A 23,129-nucleotide genomic window follows, 5' to 3' on the forward strand; every position below is an offset into this window, starting at 1 on the left:
TCTCCCTTATTCCCCTAACCTCAAGGTCCTTTGTAATAGTTGTTTTGTTGTATTAAGCAATTCAACATCCATTTGATACGACCTTGATGCAGAAATCACATTTGCCATTTCTTCAACATAATTCACATTCGGTGAATAAACAAAACCCTTTTGATCTGCTTGGGGGTTATCAGGGGCATAATGCTTTATCGGATCTAAAGTACTTTCATAAGTTCCCTTTAGCTGAACGCCTCCAGATATTTGCTCATCCATCCACTGATTTGCATGCTGCTGTACCGCTTTGAATATAGGATATTTTGCTTTATACACTTCGTCAGCATTACCTGTTTCTACGTTAGCATTACTCATATTCTGAGCACTTGTTGTTAAACGAGCTGTTTCAGCGGTCAATGCAGAACCTGCAATATTAAAAACTGCACTTAATGTCATGCTTATTCTCCTTTCAGCGCAAGCATCATGGACTTGATTTTATTATCCAGAAAACTCAAACTGGCTTGATAATGAAGTGAGTTCTTGGCAAATTCTGTGGTTTCCAAATCCTTATCCACGGTATTACCATCTAAAGACATTTGAGAAGTAACCCGATATTTCAAATTCGCTGCAAAATCGGCATTTGTATCGATATGATTCGGAGAAGTAACCTCCATCTTCTGTGCACTGCCAGCCATACTCGCTGCTAAAAATTCATTGAAATCGACATCTTGAGCTTTATAATTGGGTGTGTTTACATTAGCCAAGTTATTCGCTAACTGTGAAGCCCTATGATCACGAGCGACTAGAGCTTTAGCATGTATTCCAAAATATGAATCCAAATCTAACGCCATATGTCCTCCTTTTAAAATAAGTACCACAAGAAAAGCAAACATTGTGCCAATTTCAAATAAATGAGAAAATGAGCGAGTTATAACCTGGTGAGGCTCAACCATGTCAAAAAAACATACTCTTCCTGAAAACGCTATAGAACAAGTAAAAACCTATCTCTTACAATTACAAAATACAATTTGCTCGCGACTCGAGAATCTTGATGGTCAAGCTCATTTTATGGAAGATTCCTGGAAACGACCCTCGGGTGGTGGCGGAATGACTCGTGTTTTAACTGGAGGGGCGGTTTTTGCAAAAGCAGGTGTCAATTTTTCTCATGTAACCGGAGCTCATCTTCCGGCTTCAGCAAGTGCCCATCGTCCTGAATTAGCGGGTAGGAATTTTAATGCCCTAGGCGTATCATTAGTCATTCATCCAGATAATCCCTATGTACCTACATCGCATGCAAATGTACGTTTTTTTCTTGCAGAGAAAGATGGAGCTGAGCCCGTTTGGTGGTTTGGTGGAGGATTTGATTTAACGCCCTACTACGGTTTTGAAGAAGATTGCAAACATTGGCATCAAATTGCTTTGCGAGCCTGCGAGCCTTTTGGCCAAACGATTTACCCTAAATTTAAACAATGGTGTGATGAATATTTTTTCATTAAACATCGAAATGAAGCACGTGGAATTGGTGGTTTATTTTTTGATGATTATAATGAAATAAGTTTTGATCATAGTTTTGCTTTAATGCAAAGCATAGGTAATCACTATATTGAGGCTTATGCTCCAATCGTATCCCGTCGCAAATCCCACCCTTTTGGTGAAAAAGAGAAAACTTTTCAAAATTACCGAAGAGGGCGATATGTGGAATTCAATCTGATTTATGACCGAGGAACCTTATTTGGTTTACAATCGAATGGAAGGACGGAGTCAATTTTAATGTCGTTACCTCCGGAAGTTACTTGGGGCTATAATTGGCAACCTGAAACACATAGCGCAGAAGCAAAACTATATACGGATTTTCTGCCTGCCCGTGATTGGTTAGCGTAAAAACTGACCCAGGCTATCAGCCCCACTGCCATTAAGTCTAAAGAAAAACTGTCATGGCCGCGAAGCGGAAATCTATTTCTAGCGAGGCATAGTATTAGAAAGATCTCTAAATTCGCGGGAATTTCATTTAACTTCAGGACTATTGGCCCCATCCTAATTATTTTCTGGCAGAACCACCCTCTTTAAATAAATCCTAGCTAACAATGCAACAACAGCATTTAATAAACTCAAAATTAAAAAAATTTGTGGAATTGCAGCACTAAAGTGCAATAAACCAATGACCATAAGCGTCCCTATAACCATAAATAGAGAATTGTAAATATTATTGGTGGCAATAACTCGGGCTCTACCATGAGGAGGGCTCGCAACTTGCAAGTAAGTATATAGGGGAACTAAAAATAAGCCGGAACTAAAAGCCAACATGAATAAATCAAAAGCAATACGCCAATGCGCAAATCGGGTGAAGAAATTATTTAAAGAAAAGAGGATGCCTTGTTCTGTTGTGGGAGTAGCCCAATACAAATCCATAGAAAAGCAAGTAAAAGCGAACATTGCCCAGGGGACCATTGACAAATTAATCCGTCCTTTAAAAATAAAGTTAACTGTCACTGAACCGCAAGCAATTCCTACGGAGAACAAAGCAAGAAATAATGCGAAGATGGCATTATTTGCACCCAAAACATAATTCGTATAGTCCGGTAGCTTGGTTAGAATGACTGTCCCTAATAACCAAAACCAAGATAAAATCAAAATAGATAATAAGATACCGAAATGCTCTGTAGCCTGCTTCAACATCCTATAGGTAACTCGCCAAATCTGGGCATCGATTTTTATTTTTTCACACGTAGATGGAACTCTAGGGATAAACAGACTGGAAATTAATCCAATCACTGCAACTAATACCGTCAAAAAAACTGCCAGGTAGGGCTTTGGATTGTTCATTCCAATGGATAAAGAACCCATTGTAGTTCCTAATAAAATCGCTATGAAGGTACTCGCATCAATTAATCCAGTTGCCCCTAATAAATCTTTTTTGGGTAAATGATCTGGTAGAATTGCATATTTTATGGGTCCAAAAAAGGTGGAATGTACACCCAACCCTGTCAAAGTGAACATCATTAGAAAAATATTGCCCCAATATAGAGCCAAGCTTCCGATAATCATTAACAATACTTCTAATAATTTAATCACTCGGGTTACTAAAGCTTTATCGTATTTGTCTGCTAATTGTCCTGAGGTCGCTGAAAGCAGAAAGAATGGTGATATGAATAATGCACCAGCTATAGCTTGGTAATATTCAGATTGAGCTTGATCATGAGTTAAATGATAACTAATCAAAGTAAGCATTGCTAATTTGAAAGCATTATCGTTGAACGCACCAAAAAATTGAGTCAGAAAAAAAGGCAAAAATCTACGTTCTCTTAAAAGGTAAAAAGCACCAGTGCCCATGGGCAAAACTCCATTGATAAATATATAACCGTTCACGTTCTACTAGGAGGTGAATACTACACTGAACGGTTATATATTTCTGCATCTAATGTTAATAAAAAACTTGCAAGTCTGAGCGACTAGGCTTTAAACCTGGAGGGAGATCATTATGCTTTAATACCAAGCCTTCAAGATGATCATGAGTGTCTGCCTCACGAACGAGCTGAGATAGCCCTGTTTCTGAAATTCCATTATCGGACAAATCTACATATTTTAAATTAGTATTTAATTTTAATGCTTGTGCAATATACTCAGCGCCTACATTACCAATTTTATTACTCCTAAGATTAAGATGAGTCAAAGATTGTGATTTAGTGATCATAGCAGCAATGTGTTTCGCGCAATCTTCGTTCAAGTTATTGTACGATATATCTAAAATCTTTAATGAAGGGTGTCTCAATACGTAATGATGCAATGCCTTCGTTCCAGCCAAGCTAAAATCATTACAGCTTAATACCAATTCATTTAAATTTGTATTGGTTTCAAGTGCGTCTAATAAACATTGTACTCCAGCATCACGTAACCAGTTTAATGATAAATCCAAAACAGTTAGTTTCTTTTTGGTCAGAAAAGAAAAAAAGTGAGTAGAAATTTTCTCACCTATCCAATTATCTACGCATCGAATTGTATTTAGTTTTTTATTAGGCAAAGACTCAAATAAATAGGTGAGATGATCGGTATCGATATGATTCGAATAAAAGGAAACCTCGCTTACTTTTGACGATAATTTTAGAATGTCATGGAGTGCACTATAGTCTTTATCATCCAAAGTGGATTGTTCGATGCTAATTTTTTTGATTGATTTGCATTGTCTTGAGCCTTTTGATTGTAAATAGTTCTTAAGATGTGGAAGCGCTAAATGGTGTTGTAGCTGAAAAAGCTCGATCGCTTCTAGTGTCCCATGCTCATGTTTTAGTCGAATTGTCATATCACATCCTCTGTAAATTGATCACTTAATAAGTGTAGATGATATTTTTCTTCTGGATGTGGTGAGGTATAAAATTTTAATTCGCAGCGGAAATCCCCATGAAACCCGAGGTGCTCATAGGAATATCCGTTTTTTGGGGTCGTTAAATTTGCGTTACCAAACGGGTCAATACCTTTCCTGGCCCTACCTCAATAAAAACAGTTTCACCTTGATTTTTGAGATAACTAACCGTTTCCGTCCACCGAACAGGATGAACAATTTGTTTCACCAAGTTGTCTTTAATCATTTTATCGCTATAAGGCTCTGCTGTAACATTAGCAATCACTTGTGTTTTGAGTGGAGCGAATTCGAACGGTGCAATAAATTGTGCAAATTCATCAGCTGCTCCTTGCATATAACGAGAATGAAACGCACCACTAACTTTTAATGGAACGCACATCAATGCTTCACTGGCAAGTAATTCATTAGCCTTGGCAATATCGGCAGCAAGTCCAGAAAGAACTATTTGTTTGGGTGAATTAAAATTAGCAAAATCGACGGAATCCAATCCATTGACTCTCAGTAAAAATTTAATGCGATCTTCAGGTAGATTAATTACTGCCAACATTCCCCCGCCACTTGCTTTGGCCATTAATTCACCACGTTTTTGGACCAGTTTTAATCCGGTAACAAAATCAAATGCCCCTGCCGCAAATAAAGCAGCATACTCGCCCAAACTATGGCCTATGAGGTATTGTGGAAGGGGCTCTTCAGCAGCTCTAGCTAAAAAAGAGAGTGCTTCAACAATATATAATGCAGGTTGAGTATACTCAGTATTACCCAATTGTTGTTTGGGATCATTTAAGCATAAATCTTTAATGGAATACCCTAAAATGTCATCAGCTTGTTTTATTTGCTCAGGGAAATGGGAAAATAATTCGATCCCCATCCCCTTTGCTTGAGATCCTTGTCCAGGGAACATATAGGTTGTCATAGATACTCCTTTCTAATACGAACATTCTAAATAGACACTCATGATAAATAGAACCACGAATAATGTCATTAAATAAATTGAACAAAGAAATAATTGAAAATCATGAATTAAATGATGCAATTACTCTGGTTTATTACTAATCCGAACAAATAATTGTTTCGCCAAAGAATTGACTGAGTCAATTTTAGATGTAGAAAATCACCATGCTTATCTCGAATCATTCTGAGTTTTGTCATAACTCGTTGAGAACGTATATTATCAAGGACAGTAAACCAACCACATAAAGGTATAACTTTTTCAGTAAGTTGTGCATTCATTCGCTCTATAAACGAAGTAACTACATCCATAGTCCAAAAATTAGCAATGTATTGCATTACCCTGGGAGCCTGGTTCATAGAAAAAAAGGAGCAATGTCTTCATCGCTCCCTGCTCTTAATAAAAGTCCTGTTGTCTCTAGAGCGCTCATGGCAAGTAAATTGTACCTTCTAAGTAAAGATGACTGGTTCCATACAGAAAGACTCGTCCTTCTTTAACTTCACATTCCAATTTTCCCTGTCGGTTTCCGCCCTGCATAGCAGTGATATGCGATGTCCCTAATTGTTCACACCAATAGGGTGCAATAACGCAATGTGCTGAACCGGTAACAGGATCTTCTGGAACATTACATCCTGGGTAAAAACACCGTGAATAAACGTCGGTACTTATACCTGGGGCGGTTAAAATGAGACCTCGGTAATCCAAACGAGCTACCGCATCCAAATCCGGCATCGCCATTTTTACGTCATTTTCATGTTCATAAACAAACATTAAATCAAATTGGCTTTTAAAAACCTTTTGTGGTTTTTTTAAATTTAATTTCAATAACTCCGATGAGAGTTCAATAGGGAAATAAGGCAATTCAGGGAAGTCCATCATTAGGCCATTATTATATTTACGAACTATAAGTATCCCACTCTTACAATTAAATTTTATAGCAGGACCTTTAAAATTTAATTGTTCAAAAATAACATGGGCGGTAGCAAGGGTTGCATGGCCACATAAAGCAATTTCTTCATTTGGAGTAAACCATCTTATGTAATATCCATCTCCTTCAGGGACAAAAAATGCTGTTTCAGATAAATTATTTTCTGAAGCAATACTTTGCATTTCTTTATCTGTTAACCAATGATCCAAAGGACAAACTGCTGCAGGATTACCTTCAAAAAGAGTGGATGCAAATGCATCTACTTGATACATGGACAAACGTTTCATACAGATCCCCTAAAGTAAAAATTAAATAACAAGAGAGATATATGAAGTTGTTTTGGTGAAATTCAAGATCGACATTGTTTTTTTTAGAAATTTAGATAAAAAGAGAACATTGATTATTGCCACATTCCCTGTTTTTGAGGTTCTAGTTCGTAAATAACTTTTACTAGAACACGATTCCTAGATTGTAGCGCTAATCAAAAATCCATTGCATGAGAAGTAAACCCAGGTTACGGCTCAAATCCTTAGCCCAGGTTAAACTTAACACGCGCGATAGCTGAGAATATGTTATCCGTTACTTTACTGTTCAGTAATTATTGTAACGTCTTGTGCTTTTAACCCTTTAGGTCCTTTATCAAGCACAAAGGATACTGGATCATTTTCATGGAGGGTTTTAAATCCAACACCTTGGATATCTTTATAATGAACAAAAATATCGTCACCATTTTCATTAATGATAAATCCAAATCCTTTTTTCTCATTGAACCATTTTACATGGCCCGTTTCTCTTTGCGACATTAGCTATCCCCTTTGTCTTAAGCTTTACTATCCAACCATTACAGATGTTTATTTTTAGCCCAAAAATAATTACTATTAAAACGTTGGGTTATAATAAACATTCACTATACGTAAGAAATGTTTCCTTACATATAGATTAGCATAGCAGTTTTTTATTGATTGTTAAGAATTTTTTAAAAAAAACAATTACTTTATCTTTTTTTTTCTATTGGAAATACACAATGAATCAGATGAAATCAGCTTTTATAAAATTAGCGCTTGATTGCCAAGTATTAAAATTTGGTGAGTTTACTTTAAAGTCCGGCCGAGTCAGTCCTTATTTCTTTAATGCAGGATTATTTTATCAAGGAAATGCTTTACGACAATTAGGACAATTTTATGCAAAGACCTTATTGGAGCATCACGTTCAATTCGAGCATCTGTTTGGACCCGCTTACAAAGGTTTACCTCTGGCTACCGCAACAGCTATAGCTTTAGCTGAGTTAGGTAAAGAAACCACGGTTACTTTTAACCGTAAAGAAGTAAAAGATCATGGTGAAGGAGGCCAATTAATTGGGGCACCCTTATCCGGGAAAACTATTGTTGTTGATGATGTTATTACTGCAGGTACTGCTTTTAGAGAGTCTCAAGTTTTAATTAAGGAGCATGGAGGTCAATTAACTGGAGTCATCATCGCTCTCGATCGATGTGAACGCGGATTAACTAAGGAATCAGCTTTATCTGAAATTAAAGCACAAGGTATTGACGTATATTCAATTATTACTTTATTTGATTTGATTGAGTACTTAAAAAATACACACCAAAACGAACACGTTAAAAAACTTGAAGCATATCAAGCCGATTATGGGTGTTAACGTATAAAAAACTCAGTAAATCCCCCCTAGAATATTTTCTTTGTTGCCTGGATGAAGGCATAGTCATAACTCAAGGTTTCTTGCTTTCATTTCCCGTTTGTACGCGGGATGACGGCAAGAACATTTAAAATTCTATGATCATATCCATTGACAGTATTAAAAATAGTCATTAACATTGTTCTAATGTTATAACACGCTAATACATTAATATGAAAACACATACTACTATAAAACATTCTGCGCTCCCTGATTTAATGCATGCGATTAGCTTGCTTAATAATAAAGATGAAGCATTACAATTTTTTACCGATTTATGTACTCCAGCAGAACTCGAAGCAATGGCAGATCGGTGGCAAGTTGTTCCTTTATTGAGACAAGGGATTCCCTATCGCACAATCCATGAACAAACGGGGGTCAGCGTCACCACAATAACTCGTGTAGCACGCTGTTTGAGTTTTGGTACGGGCGGTTATGAACTAATCGCGAAAAAATTGGAGTTGTCGTGAAAAATCGTTTACGTTTAGCCTTGCAGAAAAAGGGGCGCTTATCAGAAGAGTCCTTGAGTCTTTTACAAAAATGCGGTTTAAAGTTCCGTATTAAACCAAATAGCTTACTTACCCATGTTGACAACTTCCCCATTGATTTACTTTTTGTCCGCGATGATGACATCCCTGTTTTAGTATTTGATGGTTTATGTGATGGCGGTATCGTTGGCGAAAACGTCTTATTAGAGGCTTCCCTTGCCAATCCATCCAAAGGATTTAAAAAAACAGCCAGGTTGGGTACTTGCACCTGTCGTTTATCTATTGCCGTGCCTGAGTCCATGGACTATCAAGGCCCCGGCAGCCTGGATGGCAAACGAATTGCTACAAGCTATCCTAATTTATTAAATCAATATTTACGTGACAAAAAGATATGCGCGGAAAGTCTTGTCCTATCAGGATCCATTGAAGTTGCTCCTCGAATGGGTATGGCTGATGCGATTTGTGATCTGGTTTCAAGTGGGCAAACCCTGGAAGACAACAAACTTAATGAAGTGGATGTGGTACTTTCAAGCCAAGCCGTATTGATTCAAAGTGACCAAAAGCCGGCAAATATATTTCAAGATTTATTTGCCATGCTTGCGCGAAGGATTCAGGCAGTCCAACAAGCACAGGAACGAAAATATATTGTTTTTCATGCTCCTAAATCTGCTCTCGATGCAATTGCAGAAAAACTCCCCGGAGCAGAGTCACCTACAATTTTACCTTTGCCAGGAAATATGGACAAAGTAGCTGTTCACGTGGTTTCTAGTGAGCGGGTGTTTTGGAACACCTTAGAAACCATTCAAACCCTCGGCGCCAGTTCTATATTGGTTTTACCCATAGAAAAAATGTTGGAGTAGTACGATGTTATCCATTAAAACTTGGCAAGCCCTATCTCAAGAGGAAAAAGAAATCTGTTTAACTCGCCCCATGCAAACCTCCTCAGTGAAAAGCAAGGTAAGCGAGATTATTAAACACGTGCGAACGTTTGGGGATCAAGCCTTATTTGCATTCACAGAACAGTTCGATGGTGCTTTTTTGAAAAGCCTGCAAATCCCCATGCAAAAAATTGAAACCGCCTGCATCACTCGTGCTTCTCTTAATGCTATTAATGAGGCTATCAAAACCATAACTGCTTACCACCAGGCCCTACTCCCGGAAAATAAAAATATAAGCACCGCAAAAGGAGTGAATATTTATTGTACCTATAGGCCAATCCAACGCGTAGGGTTGTATATCCCTGGAGGCAACAAAACGCCTTTGGTTTCTTCATTGTTAATGCAAGCTATACCTGCATTGGTTGCAGGATGTCCCATAAAAATATTATGTACGCCTCCTGATGCATCAGGTTCGATTAATGAACATTTACTTGTTGCCGCACGTTTATGTGGCATAGATACCATTTACACAATCGGAGGAGCTCAAGCCATTGCTGCGATGGCTTATGGAACTGAAACGATTCTTAAAGTAGATAAGATTTTTGGACCAGGAAACAGTTATGTCACGGAAGCAAAAACTCTGGTTTCATCAGATCCAGCTGGTGCGGCTATAGATATGCCAGCAGGCCCTTCCGAGGTGATGATCCTGGCCGACGATCGAGCAAACCCAGCATTTGTCGCTGCGGATCTACTTGCCCAAGCTGAACATGGAGTCGATTCTCAAGTAATTTTGATTTGCGACACCCTTCAGTTCGCAGAACAAGTTAATCAACAGCTACAAACACAATTTATTCGCTTATCCAGAACTCAAATAATCAAACAATCTCTTGCAAATAGTTTGATTATTATATGTGCAGATAAGACAGCTCAATTAAATATGATTAACTTCTATGCCCCGGAACACTTGATTATAAATCGCGAAGATGCAGAAGATTTACTGGATCAGATTTATAGCGTAGGTACTGTTTTTCTTGGGTCTTGGGCTGCTGAAACACTTGGTGATTATGTAACAGGCTCAAATCATGTATTACCCACAAATGGTTATGCCAAAAATCATAATGGTCTGAGTACACTCGATTTCCTAACTCGTTTTAATGTGCAATCGATTAGTGAGGAAGGCATTAAAACTTTAGGACCTTCCGCAATAACACTGGCACGAATTGAAGGTTTGGATGCTCATGCACAGGCTGTAGCCATTAGGTTGAACTCATTGGAGATTTAAATGTCTGTACTTAACTTAATACGCCCTGAATTATTAAACAAAAAACCCTATGTTTATAATAGTGCCCCTAAATGCCGATTGCATGCCAATGAGCTTCCTTGGTCTGTATTAAATACGGATATCGATTTGAATTTTTATCCAGAAAAAAATCTGCTTGACCAGTTACAAGAACAATTGGCAAAACGTTATCAAGTTGATTCAAATCAAATGGTATTAACTCGAGGATCTGATGATGGAATTGATTTAATTACTCGTTTATTTTTGAGTGCGGGCCAAGATGCATGCATGCAGTTCTCACCTACCTTTTCCATGTATGAATTTTATGTGTACCTCCAGAATGCACAACTTATTGAATGTTCGTTAAATCCTTGCAACAATTTCGAACTATCACTAGCAGATGTGCGAAATAGTTGGCAAAAAAATTGTAAGCTTATTTTTTTGTGTAATCCTAATAATCCTACTGCAAATCTAATCGATCTGGATTTTATTGCTTCTCTTTGTGATGAATATAAAAATCGCTCCATTATTGTTGTAGATGAGGCGTATATCGAATTTGCTCAAGCTCAAAGTGCAACATCACTAATTACCCAATTCGAAAATATAATTGTTTTGCGTACTCTTTCCAAAGCTTATGGCTTAGCTAATCTTCGTTTAGGGATTATTTTAGCCCAAGAACATGTAATTCAAGCTTTTAATAAAATTATGCCCCCCTTTCCGCTTTCCAGTGTAGTGATTGATCTTGCGCTACGTGCATTGGAAAAACCCGAATGGTTGATGCAGTCGATTAGCACAATTAAAGAATCTCGAGCACAGTTAGTGAAGGAATTACAATTCTTTCCTGCGATTAAAAAAGTCTATCCGACTGAAACAAACTTCCTTCTTGTCCAAACCGACTATGCCCTGGAATTAACTTCTTGGTTTGTTAATCAAGGCATAGCAATCAAAAGCTTTTTAACTAATTCATTACTCCATGAACATATACGGATCACCGTTGGTAGTGAGTCACAAAATCAGCTTTTGCTACGGGCTTTATCTTCTTTTCAAAACAATATTTCTGGATGTAAAAATGCAAAAAATCTTATTTATTGATCGTGATGGCACTTTAATTGAGGAACCTTTTGATTTTCAAGTAGATTCTTTAGATAAAATTAAACTCACACCTCATGTGATTCCCTCATTACTGCAATTACAAAAAGAAGGATTCCAATTTATTATGGTGAGCAATCAAAATGGAGTAGGTACCTCTTCCTTCCCTGAAGATGATTTTATGATTTGTCATGAATTTACTTTGGACCTGTTTTCTTCACAGGGGATATTTTTTGAGGAAATATTTATTTGTCCTCACATGCCTGAGGAAAATTGTTTGTGTCGAAAACCAAAAACAGGTTTGGTAGATCAATTTCTAAGAAAAAGAGTGATCGACACATCATGTTCCTGGGTTATTGGTGATAGAGATACAGATCGACAATTTGCGGATAATCTAGGTATTAAATTCCTGCCAATCTCACCGAAACATGGCTGGGAACAAGTGACCCAAACCCTGTTGAATCAAAAGCGAAGTGCAGTGATTCAAAGAATAACAAAAGAGACTCATATCAGCCTGACCTTAATGTTGGATACAGATCAAAATAATATCATAAACACACCGATACCCTTTTTTAATCACATGCTGGAGCAAGTAGCCAAACATGGCGGATTTAATCTTGAAATATATGCCCATGGGGATGTGGAAGTTGATGATCATCATCTAATAGAAGACACCGCCCTCGCTTTAGGTGAAAGCCTAAAAAAGGCACTTGGTGACAAATGGGGGATTAACCGTTATGGATTTACCTTGCCCATGGATGAAGCTTTAGCTTCTATCGCTATTGATATCAGTGGGAGAGGTTTTTGCGAGTTCAAAGGCCAATTTACTCGAGAGTTTGTGGGAGGGATGGCAACGGAAATGGTACCTCATTTCTTTAATTCATTAGCCACTGCACTGGGTGCAACCATTCACATTGAAGTGAAAGGTCAAAATCATCACCACATGATCGAAGCCTGTTTCAAATCTTTAGGTAGAGCTCTAGGCCAGGCCTGTATGAAAACAAACAATGCGCTGCCATCGACTAAGGGGGTATTATGATTGCCGTTATTGATGTGAGCGGGACGAATCTAACCTCTTTAGTTAATGCATTAAAAAGATTGGGATTTAGTTATCATTTAACGCACCATGCGAAAGTAATTAATAATGCAAGCCATGTCATTCTGCCAGGGGTGGGTACTGCGGCTTATGGAATGAATGCATTACGTCAGTATGACTTGATTGACGTAATTACTTCCCTAGAACAGCCTTTGCTGGGGATTTGTCTCGGTATGCAATTATTGTTTGAACAAAGTGAAGAAAATGATATCCGTTGTTTAGGTATGGTTTCCGGAACAATAAAACGTTTGCCCCGAAAGGAGCATTTCCCGGTGCCTCATATGGGTTGGAACCAATTGCGATGGCGCACTGAGTCATTCTTACAACAAGGATTAAAAGAACAAGACTATGTCTATTTCGTTCATAGTTATGCCCTTGGTGAAAGTGAGTATGCTTTGGCTTATTGTGAATACAGTGAACCATTCGCAGCAATAATTCAAAAAAATAATATTTGGGGCATGCAGTTCCATCCGGAAAAATCTGCAGAAACTGGAATGACCTTACTAAATAATTTTTGTAACTTAAGAGTTGCTTAGACTAAATCGTCAAGCAGACCTCACTAAATGACTTAAAATATGGAGGCGGTATGATCCTGATCCCAGCAATTGATATTCAAGCAGGTCGTTGTGTACGTTTACGGCAGGGCCAATTCGATCAAGTCACACAATTCGATACACTACCGATAGACCGTGCCACCTACTTTGCTCAATTAGGGGCGAAACGTCTGCATATCGTGGATTTGGATGGTGCTCGAACTGGAACCATGCACCAACTGTCTTTAATCTGCGCAATGCAAAACACGGGAATTCCCGTACAAGCTGGAGGCGGAATTCGTTCTTTAGAACAAGCAACTTTATGTGTTTCATCAGGAATATCAAACCTGGTTCTAGGCAGTATTGCCATTACTAATCCTGAATTAACGGCACAAATTATTAAAAAAATAAATCCCCAACATATTATTTTGGCGTTAGATATTCGAATGCAAAATAAGATACCTATTCCTGCTATTCATGGTTGGCAAACAACATCAAATAGTAATTTATGGGAAGTTGTTGCGCATTATCAGCAATTGAATGTGACACAAATCCTTTGTACTGATATTGCTTGTGATGGAATGATGCAGGGACCAAATTTTGAACTTTATAAAGAGGCAGTAGAACGTTTTCCACAAATTGAATGGCAAGCCTCAGGAGGTATCCGTAATGCAGATGATATTAATCAGTTGGATGCCTTAGGGGTTAGCGCGGCAATTCTGGGGCTAAGCCTTTACCAAGGCAGTTTGAATCTGGAGTCAATGTTATGTATGTGTACCTCGTAACTTATTAGAAGCGCTGGAGAACCCTCATCATCCCGAGTGCAATGAAGGATCTCCAGGCTGTAGGACAGGGAGATTCTTAATTACACTCAGAATCGCGAGATCCCGTTCCGCTTCGCTTAACCAGAAACATTAATAAATTGAGTATAAAATTATGTTAACCAAAAGAATTATTCCATGTCTTGATGTGCGCGATAATCAAGTCGTCAAAGGAGTTAAATTTCGCAATCATCGTATTGTTGGGGATATTCTTGAACTTGCGTCGGAGTATTCCGCATCCGGGGCAGATGAACTGGTTTTTTATGATATTACTGCAAGCTCTGAGCAACGCTTAGTTTGTCCTGATTGGATAAATCGAGTAGCTAGTATTATCAATATTCCTTTCACTGTAGCGGGTGGAATTCGGTCCCTTAATCAGGCAAAATCAGTATTAAATTCTGGAGCCGATAAAATATCCATAAATAGTCCAGCGTTAGAAAACCCTGATTTAATCAATGAATTAAGTCGAAATTTTGGAAGCCAATGCGTTGTAATCGGGATTGATAGTCAATTTATAGATGATGATTATTATGTCTATCAATATACTGGAGATGAGAAGAAAACCATTAATTCCAGACGTAAAACAAGAGAATGGATCAAGGAGGTACAAGATCGGGGGGCAGGAGAAATAGTACTAAACTGCATGCAATCAGATGGTGCGCGCAAAGGCTATGACTTAGATCAATTAAAATTAATGCGACCACTATGTCAGGTTCCATTAATTGCATCAGGAGGTGCAGGAACACTAAATGACTTTATTAGAGTGTTCCTTGAGTCTCGAGTAGATGGAGCTTTAGCTGCCAGCATTTTTCATAACAAAATTTTGACGATAAACGAAATAAAATTAGCACTTAAAAAACAAAAGATTGAGGTACGATTATGATTCATATGGAAATTAATTCTTTAGATTGGAAAAAAATGAATGGCCTATTACCAGCCGTCGTCCAAAATGCAGAAAATGGTAGTGTTCTAATGTTAGGTTATATGAACCAGGAGGCTTTGATCGCTACACTTACTACTGGCCAATTAAATCTATATAGCCGAAGCCGTAAACGCTTGTGGCGTAAGGGAGAAACCTCTGGTAACAGCATGTCAGTACAACACATCAGTGTTGATTGCGATAATGACAGCCTGTTAATTCAGGTTTTGCCTAAAGGTCCTGCATGTCATTTAGGATACACCAGTTGCTTTCAGCCCGCCCATCACACCAACCTTGGTTTTATCCATGAATTGATTGAGTTGATTAATGAACGTGCGGATTCAAACCATGAAAACAGCTACACAGCAAACTTATTAGATTCCGGACTCTCGCGATGCGCGCAGAAGGTAGGAGAAGAAGCGGTAGAAGCTGTAATTGCAGCGGTAAATAACAACCGTGAAGAATTAGTTAATGAATGTGCTGATTTAATTTTTCACTTATTTGTTTTATTAAAAGCGTGTGAACTGAGTTTTTATGATGTGTTGCAATGTTTACGAGATAGAGACCGATCGGTTCATACTTAAATATTACACAGTGACTGGGTGAAAGCGCAGCAGCCTCCGTCTTCCCGAGCGTAATGGGGAAAACCCGGGGTTCGCTCTGCTCCACCCCGCTATGAAATGGATTACACTACAGCCAATAAAACGGCGGTAAGATAACTTCCTTCTGGAAAAGATGCTAAGGTAGGATGACAACTTGCTGGACCATAAACACCTAAAATCCGGGCTTGTTTCCCTACAGCTCCAGCTTGAACACTTACCAGAGAACAAAATTCCTGAGATGAAAGTGCTGATGAACAATTACACGTCATTAATAAAGAACCTGTTTTCATGTACTTAAAAACTTCACGATGTAAAAACCGATAGTAGTTTTTAGCGCGCTCAACATGCTGCTTGGATGGAACCAATTTAGGAGGGTCAAGAACAACTACATCATAATCCCCCGCTTGTGTTAAATATTCCCGTGCGTCCGCTTCAATCCATTCAATCTGCGATGTTTGATTTAACACTGCATTCTTTTGAGCTTGAGCTATTGCTTGCGCAGAACTATCCACCGCTGTCACCTTTAAGGCCCCTGCTTTCGCAGCATGCAATGCAAAACCACCACTATAACAGTAGAGATCTAATACCTTCTTTCCTTTAGATAATTCAGCTACACGTTGATGATTTTCTCGTTGATCGAGAAATAATCCGGTTTTTTGAGCTTGAGCAAACTCCACTTCATAAATAACCCCTGCTTCAAGCACCTGGGTATTATAATGTGTCTCTTGTACAGTAATTTGCTTCCAGCCATCTTGTCCCAGGGGTTTACTTTGTGGCAACCATATAATTTTATCTGTGGGGAACAAATTGCGTAACACGTCAATAATAAGTTCTCGATTGGACTCAACCCAATAAGCGGAACTGGAAACCACACATGTTTGATTAAATCGATCAATGGTTAAGCCAGAAAGGCCATCTGCTTCACTATTAAATAAACGATAAGCCGTAGTTTCTTCATTGGGTAAATTTAAACACTCTCTTACTTGCTTTGCTTGATTCAAACGATGGGTAACCAAAGTCTGTAAATTACTTATATCAATGGATTCACTGATAAGCCCCAAGACCCTGACCCTGTAAAGAGAATGCTCATTATAAACACCTACACCAATAAGTTTCTCATCTGCATTATAAATATCAACCAACTGTCCTGTAATTAATTTTCCCTGAGTCTTCGCAATAGCCTTGGGGAATATCCATGGATGACCTCGTAATACAGTATTTTGTTTTGCTGCAAGCAAAATAACTTTTGCATTCATTTTTCTATTTCCCAAAGAACAAAAATCGGCTAATCTACACAAAGAACACTAGACCTGCAAGAGTTCGTAAAATTTATAAAACCTAAGAAAGTCATTCTCCCTCCAATTAACTGGTGGAAAAAATAAAGTTAGGGATAGTATAGCAAATATGAAAAAACTCTTTATCGCTCCTTGTGCTATTCATTTAGCAACGCATTCTGGTAATTAATATGGAAAACACACACAAGTTCTCTTATGGTCTTACCCTTGGGGCTTTAGGCGTTGTATTTGGGGATATAGGAACCAGTCCTTTATATGCTTTAAAAGTAACTCTAAATAATATTGCTATTACTCAATCACACATTTTAGGCGTACTATCGCTGATTTTTTGGTGTTTAATTCTCGTTATTTCCTTCAAATATCTAATTTTGATTTTACGTGCAGATAATGATGGTGAGGGAGGTATTCTCGCACTTTTGGCACTCATGAAGCATAAAAGCACCAAATATACGCCATTATTTTACATCATAGCAATTTTTGGGGCTGGATTACTCTTAGGTGATGGGATGTTGACTCCAGCCATCTCGGTAATCAGTGCTGTAGAGGGTCTTAGTACACTTTCAGCTTCCTTTACTCCCTTCATCCTGCCTATAGCTATTGTTATTCTCATTCTCCTGTTCACATTACAAGCAAGAGGAACAGGAAGCATTGGCAATCTATTTGGACCCATCATATTAATTTGGTTTTTTACGATAGCAATTCTTGGCATCGTACAAATTGCTAAATCTCCTATCGTACTTACGGCGATCAATCCTTACTACGCATTCGATCTAATACGAGATACAGGATTAAAAGGCTATTTGCTGTTAGGCGGTATTTTTCTCGTGGTAACCGGAGGCGAAGCACTTTATGCCGATATAGGGCATTTTGGGAAAAACCCTATTCGAGCCGGGTGGTTTGCCGTTGTTCTCCCCTGTTTGATATTAAATTATTTTGGCCAAGGAGCTAACTTACTGATTAACCCTAATGCCATTAACAATCCTTTTTACATGATTGCTCCTGAATGGTTTTATATTCCCTTAATTATCCTAGCTACCATTGCAACAATAATCGCATCCCAAGCGGTAATTTCGGCTACTTTTTCTTTGACAAAACAAGCTGTTTTGCTGAGCTTATGCCCTCGTATACCCATAATACAAACATCTAAGGAGTTTTCCGGCCAGATTTATGTCCCCCAAATTAACTTCATTTTGTTTATTGGAACTTTAACTTTTTGTATTGCCTTTAAAACTTCAGATCGACTTGCTCATGCCTATGGAATCGCTGTGAATGCAGATATGCTACTGATTGATGCAATGGTTGCATATACTGCTTTATCAATTTGGAAATGGTCCAAATTTAAAGTTATCCCTATATTTGGATTATTCCTTATAATAGATTTTGCATTTTTGGGTTCAAATTTACATAAGTTTTTAACGGGTGGATGGGTCCCTGTTACCTTCGCTTTATTTATAGCAACCATCATGTATACCTGGAGATTTGGCCTAGAATACCTACGCGAAAATTATTACATGAATAAAGATGATATCTCCAAGATTCTCAGGCAATTAGAGTATAAAAGCTTGAATCAACTTACCGATTTGACTGCGGTATTTATCACTGATGTTTATGATAAAAGTGGCGGAAGCTTTCTTCATTTCCTTAAGTTAAGCCGAGCAGTACCCGAACGCGTGCTAATTGTAAATTATGTCGTAGATAACATTCCCTACATACATTACAGTCAACGCTATGAAATTACTTGCTTGCATGAAAAAGTATTCAACCTTACTTTGCACTATGGTTTTATGGAGACTATTTCTATTCCAAGAGCTCTAGAGCGTGCCTCGAACAAAAACCTTTTCCCCTTTAAGTTAAATGTAGACCGTGCTACTTATATGGTAGAAATACCTAATATTACCGCATCAAAATCAAGAAAATCATTAACCTTTTATTGGCAGGAAAAATTATTTGCCTTTTTAATACGAAATTATTCAGCCAATTTAAACATCGACTTTTATAAACTACCCTACAATAGAACGATGGCAATCGGCACTTATTATATTATGTAATCTCAGGAGTTTTTTTATGTGGTTTAACAATGCACTAATCTATCAATATGAACTGGATGAAGCGAGCGATTTAACAGCATCTCTTGCTGAAAATATCTTAAAACCTTGTCCACCTCACGCTCGGTTTGTTTATGGTTGGCTTCCTGCCTTTGCAGATGAAATGGTTCAGGAAGTTGCAGGGAGTTCCCTAATTTGCATGGGTAAGGAAGAGCGTTTATTGCCCCGTGGTGTGATTAATAAAATGCTTGCTGAAAAAGTGCACGCACTTGAGACCCAACAGGGCCGCACTATTAAACGTGCAGAGAAAGCACAAATGGCCGAAGATATTGAATTTGAATTACTACCCAAATCATTTTGCGTCCAAAAAAAAATGTTTGCCATTCTTGATAGCACCAGTAAAAGAATAATAGTGAATGCCTCCAGTAATAACCAAGCGTCACAGCTTACTTCCCTTTTACGTAAGTCGGTAGCAGGAATTACGATCGAACCGCTCACTCACACAGAGAATTTGGCTTTACGATTCGCAGAATGGATTCACTCTCCAAGTACTCTTCCTAACCATTTTCAATTAGCATCGGATTGCATTCTTTTTGCTCTTGATGATGAAAAAAAGCGAGTACATTGTAAGGGTTATGAGCTTCCAGCTGAAGAAATTATAACTTTATTATCACAAGGTATGGCAACAGCTGAAATTTCGTTAATCTGGAAAGAAAGAATCCAATTTACCTTAACCCACGACTTTACATTCAAAAAACTTAAAAGTCTTGAATATTTACTCGATGATTTTAACGAAATTAAACAACTTGATGAAGAGTATCAACAACGGGATGCTGCACTTACTTTATTAGCGGGTGAGTTACGTGAGTTGACTAATGATCTTTTCGTTGCAGTCAAAGCAAAAGAACCTGAGTTAGTAGAGGCTCTATAAATAAGGGGGCATTTAAAGGCCCCCTATTTCATTTTCCTACCCTTTAAATTCCGTAGCGCTATCCATGATTTAATAAGTATAAAGATGGTTATCCATCAATAAACTAGGTAATTTTTTCCATTTTGGCAGTATGATAAGTTGCTTTATAAACAGCCAATGCCTCTTCCGCAGCTTGATTAAAACCTAAAGCCATATTGGCATCATGCATAACAATTAAAGCTTGTTTTACGCTTGGAGCTTGTGGGTAATTTTTAACGACATAACTGGCTCTATTAATTGCTGCAACATACATCTGACGTTTAAAATAGAACGTCGCTACATTCAACTCATGCTGGGCAAACATATTACGTAGATATGTCATGCGTTGTAATGCATTTGGTTTATATTTACTGTCTGGAAACTTTTGAATCAAAGTACCGAAATCGGAATAAGCTTGTGTTTGCGTTCCAGGATCTCTCCACGACTCATCCAGAGGTAAAAATTTGGCAAAAACCCCTCGACTCTGTTGGAAATTAGCCATTCCACGCATGTAATAAGCATAATCAACATTTTTAGCTCGTGGATAAAGATGTATAAATCTCTCTGCAGTTGCTGCAGCAGAGGGATAATCTTCATTTTTATAATATGCGTAGAGTAATTGCCGCTGTGAATTTTCGGTATAATCGCTAAACGGATACATTGTTTCAATCGCTTCGAGATGTTTTATTGCTGTGGCATATTCCTTTTTATGTAAGTCCTTCTGTGCTGCTGTGTAAAGCTGCTCAGCGGTCATCCCTTTATAAGGATTATTATCTTCATCATCTTTACCCCACCAGGTTTTACATGCTGACAAAGAGACAATAAGACCAATTAGGAACAACATTTGAATTCGTTTCATAAACTACACCTATCTAAATATACATCTGTTGCATCCGCGACAACAGCCACAAAAGTTGGAATATTATACCTAGGACTATTTAATTTGCGAACATTCTTCAGTTTTTTTTAAAAAATGGTAAAAATAAAAACAGCCTTGAAAAGGGGTTGCCAAAAATTACATAAAATATCAAAAAATATTTGCAAAACCAAAGACGTTAGGATAGTATTCACGCCTGGAGAGATGGCAGAGCGGTCGAATGCGGCGGTCTTGAAAACCGTTGAAGGGCAACCTTCCCAGGGTTCGAATCCCTGTCTCTCCGCCAAATCGTAATTCCTTTATTCTTCAAGTATAAAAACAACCATCTTTTCTCAATGTCCAGTTTCTTTTCACACTAATTTACATTTCGACAATAAAACCATATGGAATATTGAAATTATATAAGCCATTGGTATAGTAGGCCCATCTATTACCCGTGGAGAATCAATATGTTAAGGAATACCGTAAATCGATTTGGTAGTATAACTAAACTGCTGCATTGGCTAATTTTTATTTTAATGATCGCACAATTTTATTTTGTTTGGTCTCTTAGCGAACATTCACCGCTTACAGATCTTTATATCATGTTGCATAAGTCTGTAGGTCTGACTCTCTTAATATTAGGAATTGTTTTTTTTATTTGGCACATTATTAATAGCAAACCTCGTCCCCCAGAAGATCAACCTCTTTGGCAATACATTGTTTCCAAAGCGGTACACCATATTCTTTTCCTGCTTATAATACTTATGCCAATTATTGGATATCTATTAACGTGTGCGGATGGAAAACCTATTAATTTCTTTGGTTGGTTTACGATCCCTTGTCTTATCTCAGCGAATGAACACTTTGGAGGCATAATGTTTTTAACTCATGAAACACTTGCTTTTATTATTCTATTTTTTGTGGGAATTCATATACTAGCAGCTCTATATCATCATTTTATATGCAAAGATTCTGTAATGAAGCGCATGTTTCCATTTACGTCTAATGAATAAGTGGTATAACTAGGTCATTACATAGAAGGATTTAATCGGGCAAAGATAAACTTTACCCGATTAAAGCTACACCTTTAGATGTATTGAGGGGCTGTAGGCTCGTACGGGGCTGTAGGTTGTACTACATAATATTGTGATGATACTTGGGGCTGTGAATAAAAAGTTGGCGTATATACAGGTTGGGGAATTTCACAGTCAAACCATAAACCACCTACATCAACAATCTTCAATTCACCTTTACGTAATTGCCTTAATGTTTTCAGTAAGTCGTTAACTTGACTTCCATTTTTATCAAAATAGCGAGTAAAAAAAGAAGGTATTGGTTTTTCATTTTCTAAAAGTTTCGCCATTTCTGCACGCAATGCAACCATTGCACATTTGACGGCGAGCGGATCAATATTTTTTTTAAGTAAAGATGCTTCTTCTGCCGAAGTTAATTGAAATCGCTGTGGATCTGCGGGATCCATAGACTCTTCATTCTTCGATTGATTGATTGAATCATAAATCATGCTCATTGCCAAACATCCAATGCCAGCGCCGATTGTTGTAAGCAATACTGTGGCCAGTATCACTACCCCAACAGGATTAAATCCAGCTGCTACAGCAAGAGCAATTAGAGGTGCTGCAGCAAAATTAAGAGTCAAAAGGGTTGAACCTGCACCGAATCCAAGGGAAGTTGCGAATAACAATGCACCTTTTAACCAACCCTCCCCATACCAAAATCGTTCAATACCGTTTGCAAATTCATCAATCATGTAGGCTAAAGCAATGAACGCCAGGATAACTGCAAGCGCTGCTAATGCAATAATCAGTAAACCTAGGATTAATTTGCCCAAATCATCGTCCGAAGAGGAACTACGTCCGTGATGGTTAGAAGGAAAACAGCAGCTTGAGTCGTGAGAGTGAGAATGAGAATGATGGCGAGAATCGAGGATAGTGCTCAAAATCAACCAATTTGTTAGTGTTGAATCGTGGCAATTATAATAGTTATATTCATTAATTACATATTTAGCTTTTGGGTTAAATTCAGGTTTTTTAGGATTAAAAGTACGCTGATCTTCAGTCGGTAGCTTTCTAAATAACGGCAAAGCATAAAATATTTTATTAAAAGCAGCATATGCTTTAGCTTTTTCTTTTTCTTCTAGAACAGAAAGAGGGCTCATTGGGTTTTCTAACGTAAACTGAACCGCTAGATACATCTCATTATACATTTGAGTAACATCTAAACCACGATCAACGCATTTTTTATAATGAGTTAATACATGACCATAAAACTCCTTCAACTTAAGGTCGGTAAACTTTGTACGTAAATCAGACATAGAGAGACTCTCCTAATATTGGGTAACATCGGCAAACCATGCCA

General features: G+C 37.9%; 25 protein-coding genes and 1 tRNA gene. 15 read left to right on the plus strand and 11 right to left on the minus strand.

Annotated elements, in window-relative coordinates; all coding sequences use genetic code 11:
• Positions 1 to 6: 6 nt before the first annotated feature.
• Together flgC and flgB are read right to left on the minus strand one after the other, a co-directional pair.
• Entirely contained in the window at positions 7 to 429 is a 423-nt protein-coding gene (gene flgC / locus HBNCFIEN_RS09600) for a flagellar basal body rod protein FlgC (protein ID WP_182390885.1), read from the minus strand.
• 2 nt (positions 430 to 431) lie between these two features.
• Positions 432 to 824 (minus strand): flagellar basal body rod protein FlgB, encoded by a 393-nt coding sequence (gene flgB, locus HBNCFIEN_RS09605; RefSeq protein WP_182390886.1) that lies wholly within the window; start codon positions 822 to 824, stop codon positions 432 to 434.
• A gap of 100 nt (positions 825 to 924) precedes the next feature.
• Here flgB and hemF point away from each other — a divergent pair, with 100 nt between their 5' ends.
• On the plus strand, positions 925 to 1,854 hold the full coding sequence (hemF, locus tag HBNCFIEN_RS09610) for an oxygen-dependent coproporphyrinogen oxidase (RefSeq protein ID WP_182390887.1): 930 nt from the start codon (positions 925 to 927) through the stop codon (positions 1,852 to 1,854).
• 153 nt (positions 1,855 to 2,007) lie between these two features.
• On the opposite strand, the gene HBNCFIEN_RS09615 is transcribed toward hemF, so the two are convergent.
• The 6 genes from HBNCFIEN_RS09615 to HBNCFIEN_RS09640 all read right to left on the minus strand — a co-directional run bounded on the left by HBNCFIEN_RS09615 (position 2,008) and on the right by HBNCFIEN_RS09640 (position 7,010).
• A complete protein-coding gene (locus tag HBNCFIEN_RS09615) occupies positions 2,008 to 3,303 on the minus strand; it encodes an MFS transporter (RefSeq protein WP_182390888.1) in 1,296 nt (431 codons plus the stop codon).
• Positions 3,304 to 3,394: 91 nt separating this feature from the next.
• Positions 3,395 to 4,270 (minus strand): hypothetical protein, encoded by an 876-nt coding sequence (locus HBNCFIEN_RS09620; protein ID WP_182390889.1) that lies wholly within the window; start codon positions 4,268 to 4,270, stop codon positions 3,395 to 3,397.
• A 142-nt stretch (positions 4,271 to 4,412) separates the two neighbouring features.
• Positions 4,413 to 5,243: an ACP S-malonyltransferase gene (gene fabD / locus HBNCFIEN_RS09625; RefSeq protein ID WP_182390890.1), complete on the minus strand. Its 831-nt coding sequence runs from the start codon at positions 5,241 to 5,243 to the stop codon at positions 4,413 to 4,415.
• A gap of 107 nt (positions 5,244 to 5,350) precedes the next feature.
• Positions 5,351 to 5,617 (minus strand): hypothetical protein, encoded by a 267-nt coding sequence (locus HBNCFIEN_RS09630; protein WP_255464182.1) that lies wholly within the window; start codon positions 5,615 to 5,617, stop codon positions 5,351 to 5,353.
• 88 nt (positions 5,618 to 5,705) lie between these two features.
• Positions 5,706 to 6,494: a PhzF family phenazine biosynthesis protein gene (locus HBNCFIEN_RS09635; RefSeq protein WP_182390891.1), complete on the minus strand. Its 789-nt coding sequence runs from the start codon at positions 6,492 to 6,494 to the stop codon at positions 5,706 to 5,708.
• A gap of 297 nt (positions 6,495 to 6,791) precedes the next feature.
• Positions 6,792 to 7,010, minus strand: a complete 219-nt coding sequence (locus tag HBNCFIEN_RS09640) for a cold-shock protein (RefSeq protein WP_182390892.1) — start codon at positions 7,008 to 7,010, stop codon at positions 6,792 to 6,794.
• Positions 7,011 to 7,231: 221 nt separating this feature from the next.
• On the opposite strand from HBNCFIEN_RS09640, the gene pyrE reads away from it, so the two are divergent.
• From pyrE to hisIE, 10 genes are all read left to right on the plus strand, one after another.
• Positions 7,232 to 7,864 carry an orotate phosphoribosyltransferase gene (pyrE, locus tag HBNCFIEN_RS09645; RefSeq protein WP_182390893.1) on the plus strand — a complete coding sequence of 211 codons (633 nt, stop codon included), beginning with the start codon at positions 7,232 to 7,234 and terminating at the stop codon, positions 7,862 to 7,864.
• Positions 7,865 to 8,073: 209 nt separating this feature from the next.
• Positions 8,074 to 8,370, plus strand: a complete 297-nt coding sequence (locus HBNCFIEN_RS09650; protein ID WP_182390894.1) for a YerC/YecD family TrpR-related protein — start codon at positions 8,074 to 8,076, stop codon at positions 8,368 to 8,370.
• Positions 8,367 to 9,248 carry an ATP phosphoribosyltransferase gene (gene hisG / locus HBNCFIEN_RS09655; RefSeq protein ID WP_182390895.1) on the plus strand — a complete coding sequence of 294 codons (882 nt, stop codon included), beginning with the start codon at positions 8,367 to 8,369 and terminating at the stop codon, positions 9,246 to 9,248. The genes HBNCFIEN_RS09650 and hisG overlap by 4 nt, the downstream gene beginning before the upstream one ends.
• 4 nt (positions 9,249 to 9,252) lie before the next feature.
• Positions 9,253 to 10,548 (plus strand): histidinol dehydrogenase, encoded by a 1,296-nt coding sequence (hisD, locus tag HBNCFIEN_RS09660; protein WP_182390896.1) that lies wholly within the window; start codon positions 9,253 to 9,255, stop codon positions 10,546 to 10,548.
• Positions 10,549 to 11,637: a histidinol-phosphate transaminase gene (hisC, locus tag HBNCFIEN_RS09665; protein ID WP_182390897.1), complete on the plus strand. Its 1,089-nt coding sequence runs from the start codon at positions 10,549 to 10,551 to the stop codon at positions 11,635 to 11,637.
• Positions 11,615 to 12,673, plus strand: a complete 1,059-nt coding sequence (hisB, locus tag HBNCFIEN_RS09670) for a bifunctional histidinol-phosphatase/imidazoleglycerol-phosphate dehydratase HisB (RefSeq protein WP_182390898.1) — start codon at positions 11,615 to 11,617, stop codon at positions 12,671 to 12,673. Before hisC ends, hisB begins: the two co-directional genes overlap by 23 nt.
• Positions 12,670 to 13,266, plus strand: a complete 597-nt coding sequence (gene hisH / locus HBNCFIEN_RS09675; protein ID WP_182390899.1) for an imidazole glycerol phosphate synthase subunit HisH — start codon at positions 12,670 to 12,672, stop codon at positions 13,264 to 13,266. Before hisB ends, hisH begins: the two co-directional genes overlap by 4 nt.
• 50 nt (positions 13,267 to 13,316) lie before the next feature.
• Complete coding sequence (locus tag HBNCFIEN_RS09680; protein WP_182390900.1) at positions 13,317 to 14,048, plus strand: 1-(5-phosphoribosyl)-5-[(5-phosphoribosylamino)methylideneamino] imidazole-4-carboxamide isomerase; 732 nt, start codon at positions 13,317 to 13,319, stop codon at positions 14,046 to 14,048.
• Positions 14,049 to 14,199: 151 nt separating this feature from the next.
• Positions 14,200 to 14,967, plus strand: coding sequence for an imidazole glycerol phosphate synthase subunit HisF (hisF, locus tag HBNCFIEN_RS09685; protein WP_182390901.1), 768 nt, complete (start codon positions 14,200 to 14,202; stop codon positions 14,965 to 14,967).
• Entirely contained in the window at positions 14,964 to 15,587 is a 624-nt protein-coding gene (hisIE, locus tag HBNCFIEN_RS09690; protein WP_182390902.1) for a bifunctional phosphoribosyl-AMP cyclohydrolase/phosphoribosyl-ATP diphosphatase HisIE, read from the plus strand. Before hisF ends, hisIE begins: the two co-directional genes overlap by 4 nt.
• Positions 15,588 to 15,688: 101 nt before the next feature.
• Here the strand turns inward: hisIE and HBNCFIEN_RS09695 are convergent, their stop codons facing one another.
• Positions 15,689 to 16,861 (minus strand): class I SAM-dependent rRNA methyltransferase, encoded by a 1,173-nt coding sequence (locus HBNCFIEN_RS09695; RefSeq protein WP_182390903.1) that lies wholly within the window; start codon positions 16,859 to 16,861, stop codon positions 15,689 to 15,691.
• A gap of 209 nt (positions 16,862 to 17,070) precedes the next feature.
• On the opposite strand from HBNCFIEN_RS09695, the gene HBNCFIEN_RS09700 reads away from it, so the two are divergent.
• Positions 17,071 to 18,948, plus strand: coding sequence for a potassium transporter Kup (locus HBNCFIEN_RS09700; protein WP_182390904.1), 1,878 nt, complete (start codon positions 17,071 to 17,073; stop codon positions 18,946 to 18,948).
• 16 nt (positions 18,949 to 18,964) lie between these two features.
• Positions 18,965 to 19,876: a recombination-associated protein RdgC gene (locus HBNCFIEN_RS09705; RefSeq protein ID WP_182390905.1), complete on the plus strand. Its 912-nt coding sequence runs from the start codon at positions 18,965 to 18,967 to the stop codon at positions 19,874 to 19,876.
• 103 nt (positions 19,877 to 19,979) lie between these two features.
• On the opposite strand, the gene HBNCFIEN_RS09710 is transcribed toward HBNCFIEN_RS09705, so the two are convergent.
• Positions 19,980 to 20,753 (minus strand): outer membrane protein assembly factor BamD, encoded by a 774-nt coding sequence (locus HBNCFIEN_RS09710; protein ID WP_182390906.1) that lies wholly within the window; start codon positions 20,751 to 20,753, stop codon positions 19,980 to 19,982.
• Positions 20,754 to 20,969: 216 nt separating this feature from the next.
• Between HBNCFIEN_RS09710 and HBNCFIEN_RS09715 the strand changes: the two genes are divergently transcribed.
• Positions 20,970 to 21,057 (plus strand) — tRNA-Ser (locus tag HBNCFIEN_RS09715).
• 163 nt (positions 21,058 to 21,220) lie between these two features.
• The gene (locus tag HBNCFIEN_RS09720) at positions 21,221 to 21,766 is read left to right on the plus strand and encodes a cytochrome b (protein ID WP_182390907.1); all 546 of its coding nucleotides are present in this window, start codon (positions 21,221 to 21,223) and stop codon (positions 21,764 to 21,766) included.
• Between the two features lie 74 nt (positions 21,767 to 21,840).
• Here HBNCFIEN_RS09720 and HBNCFIEN_RS09725 read toward each other — a convergent pair whose 3' ends face one another.
• Entirely contained in the window at positions 21,841 to 23,085 is a 1,245-nt protein-coding gene (locus tag HBNCFIEN_RS09725; protein ID WP_182390908.1) for a hypothetical protein, read from the minus strand.
• Positions 23,086 to 23,129: the final 44 nt, after the last annotated feature.

Origin of the sequence: Legionella sp. PC997 (genome assembly GCF_014109825.1) — a bacterium.
In the GTDB taxonomy this organism is placed as follows: domain Bacteria; phylum Pseudomonadota; class Gammaproteobacteria; order Legionellales; family Legionellaceae; genus Legionella.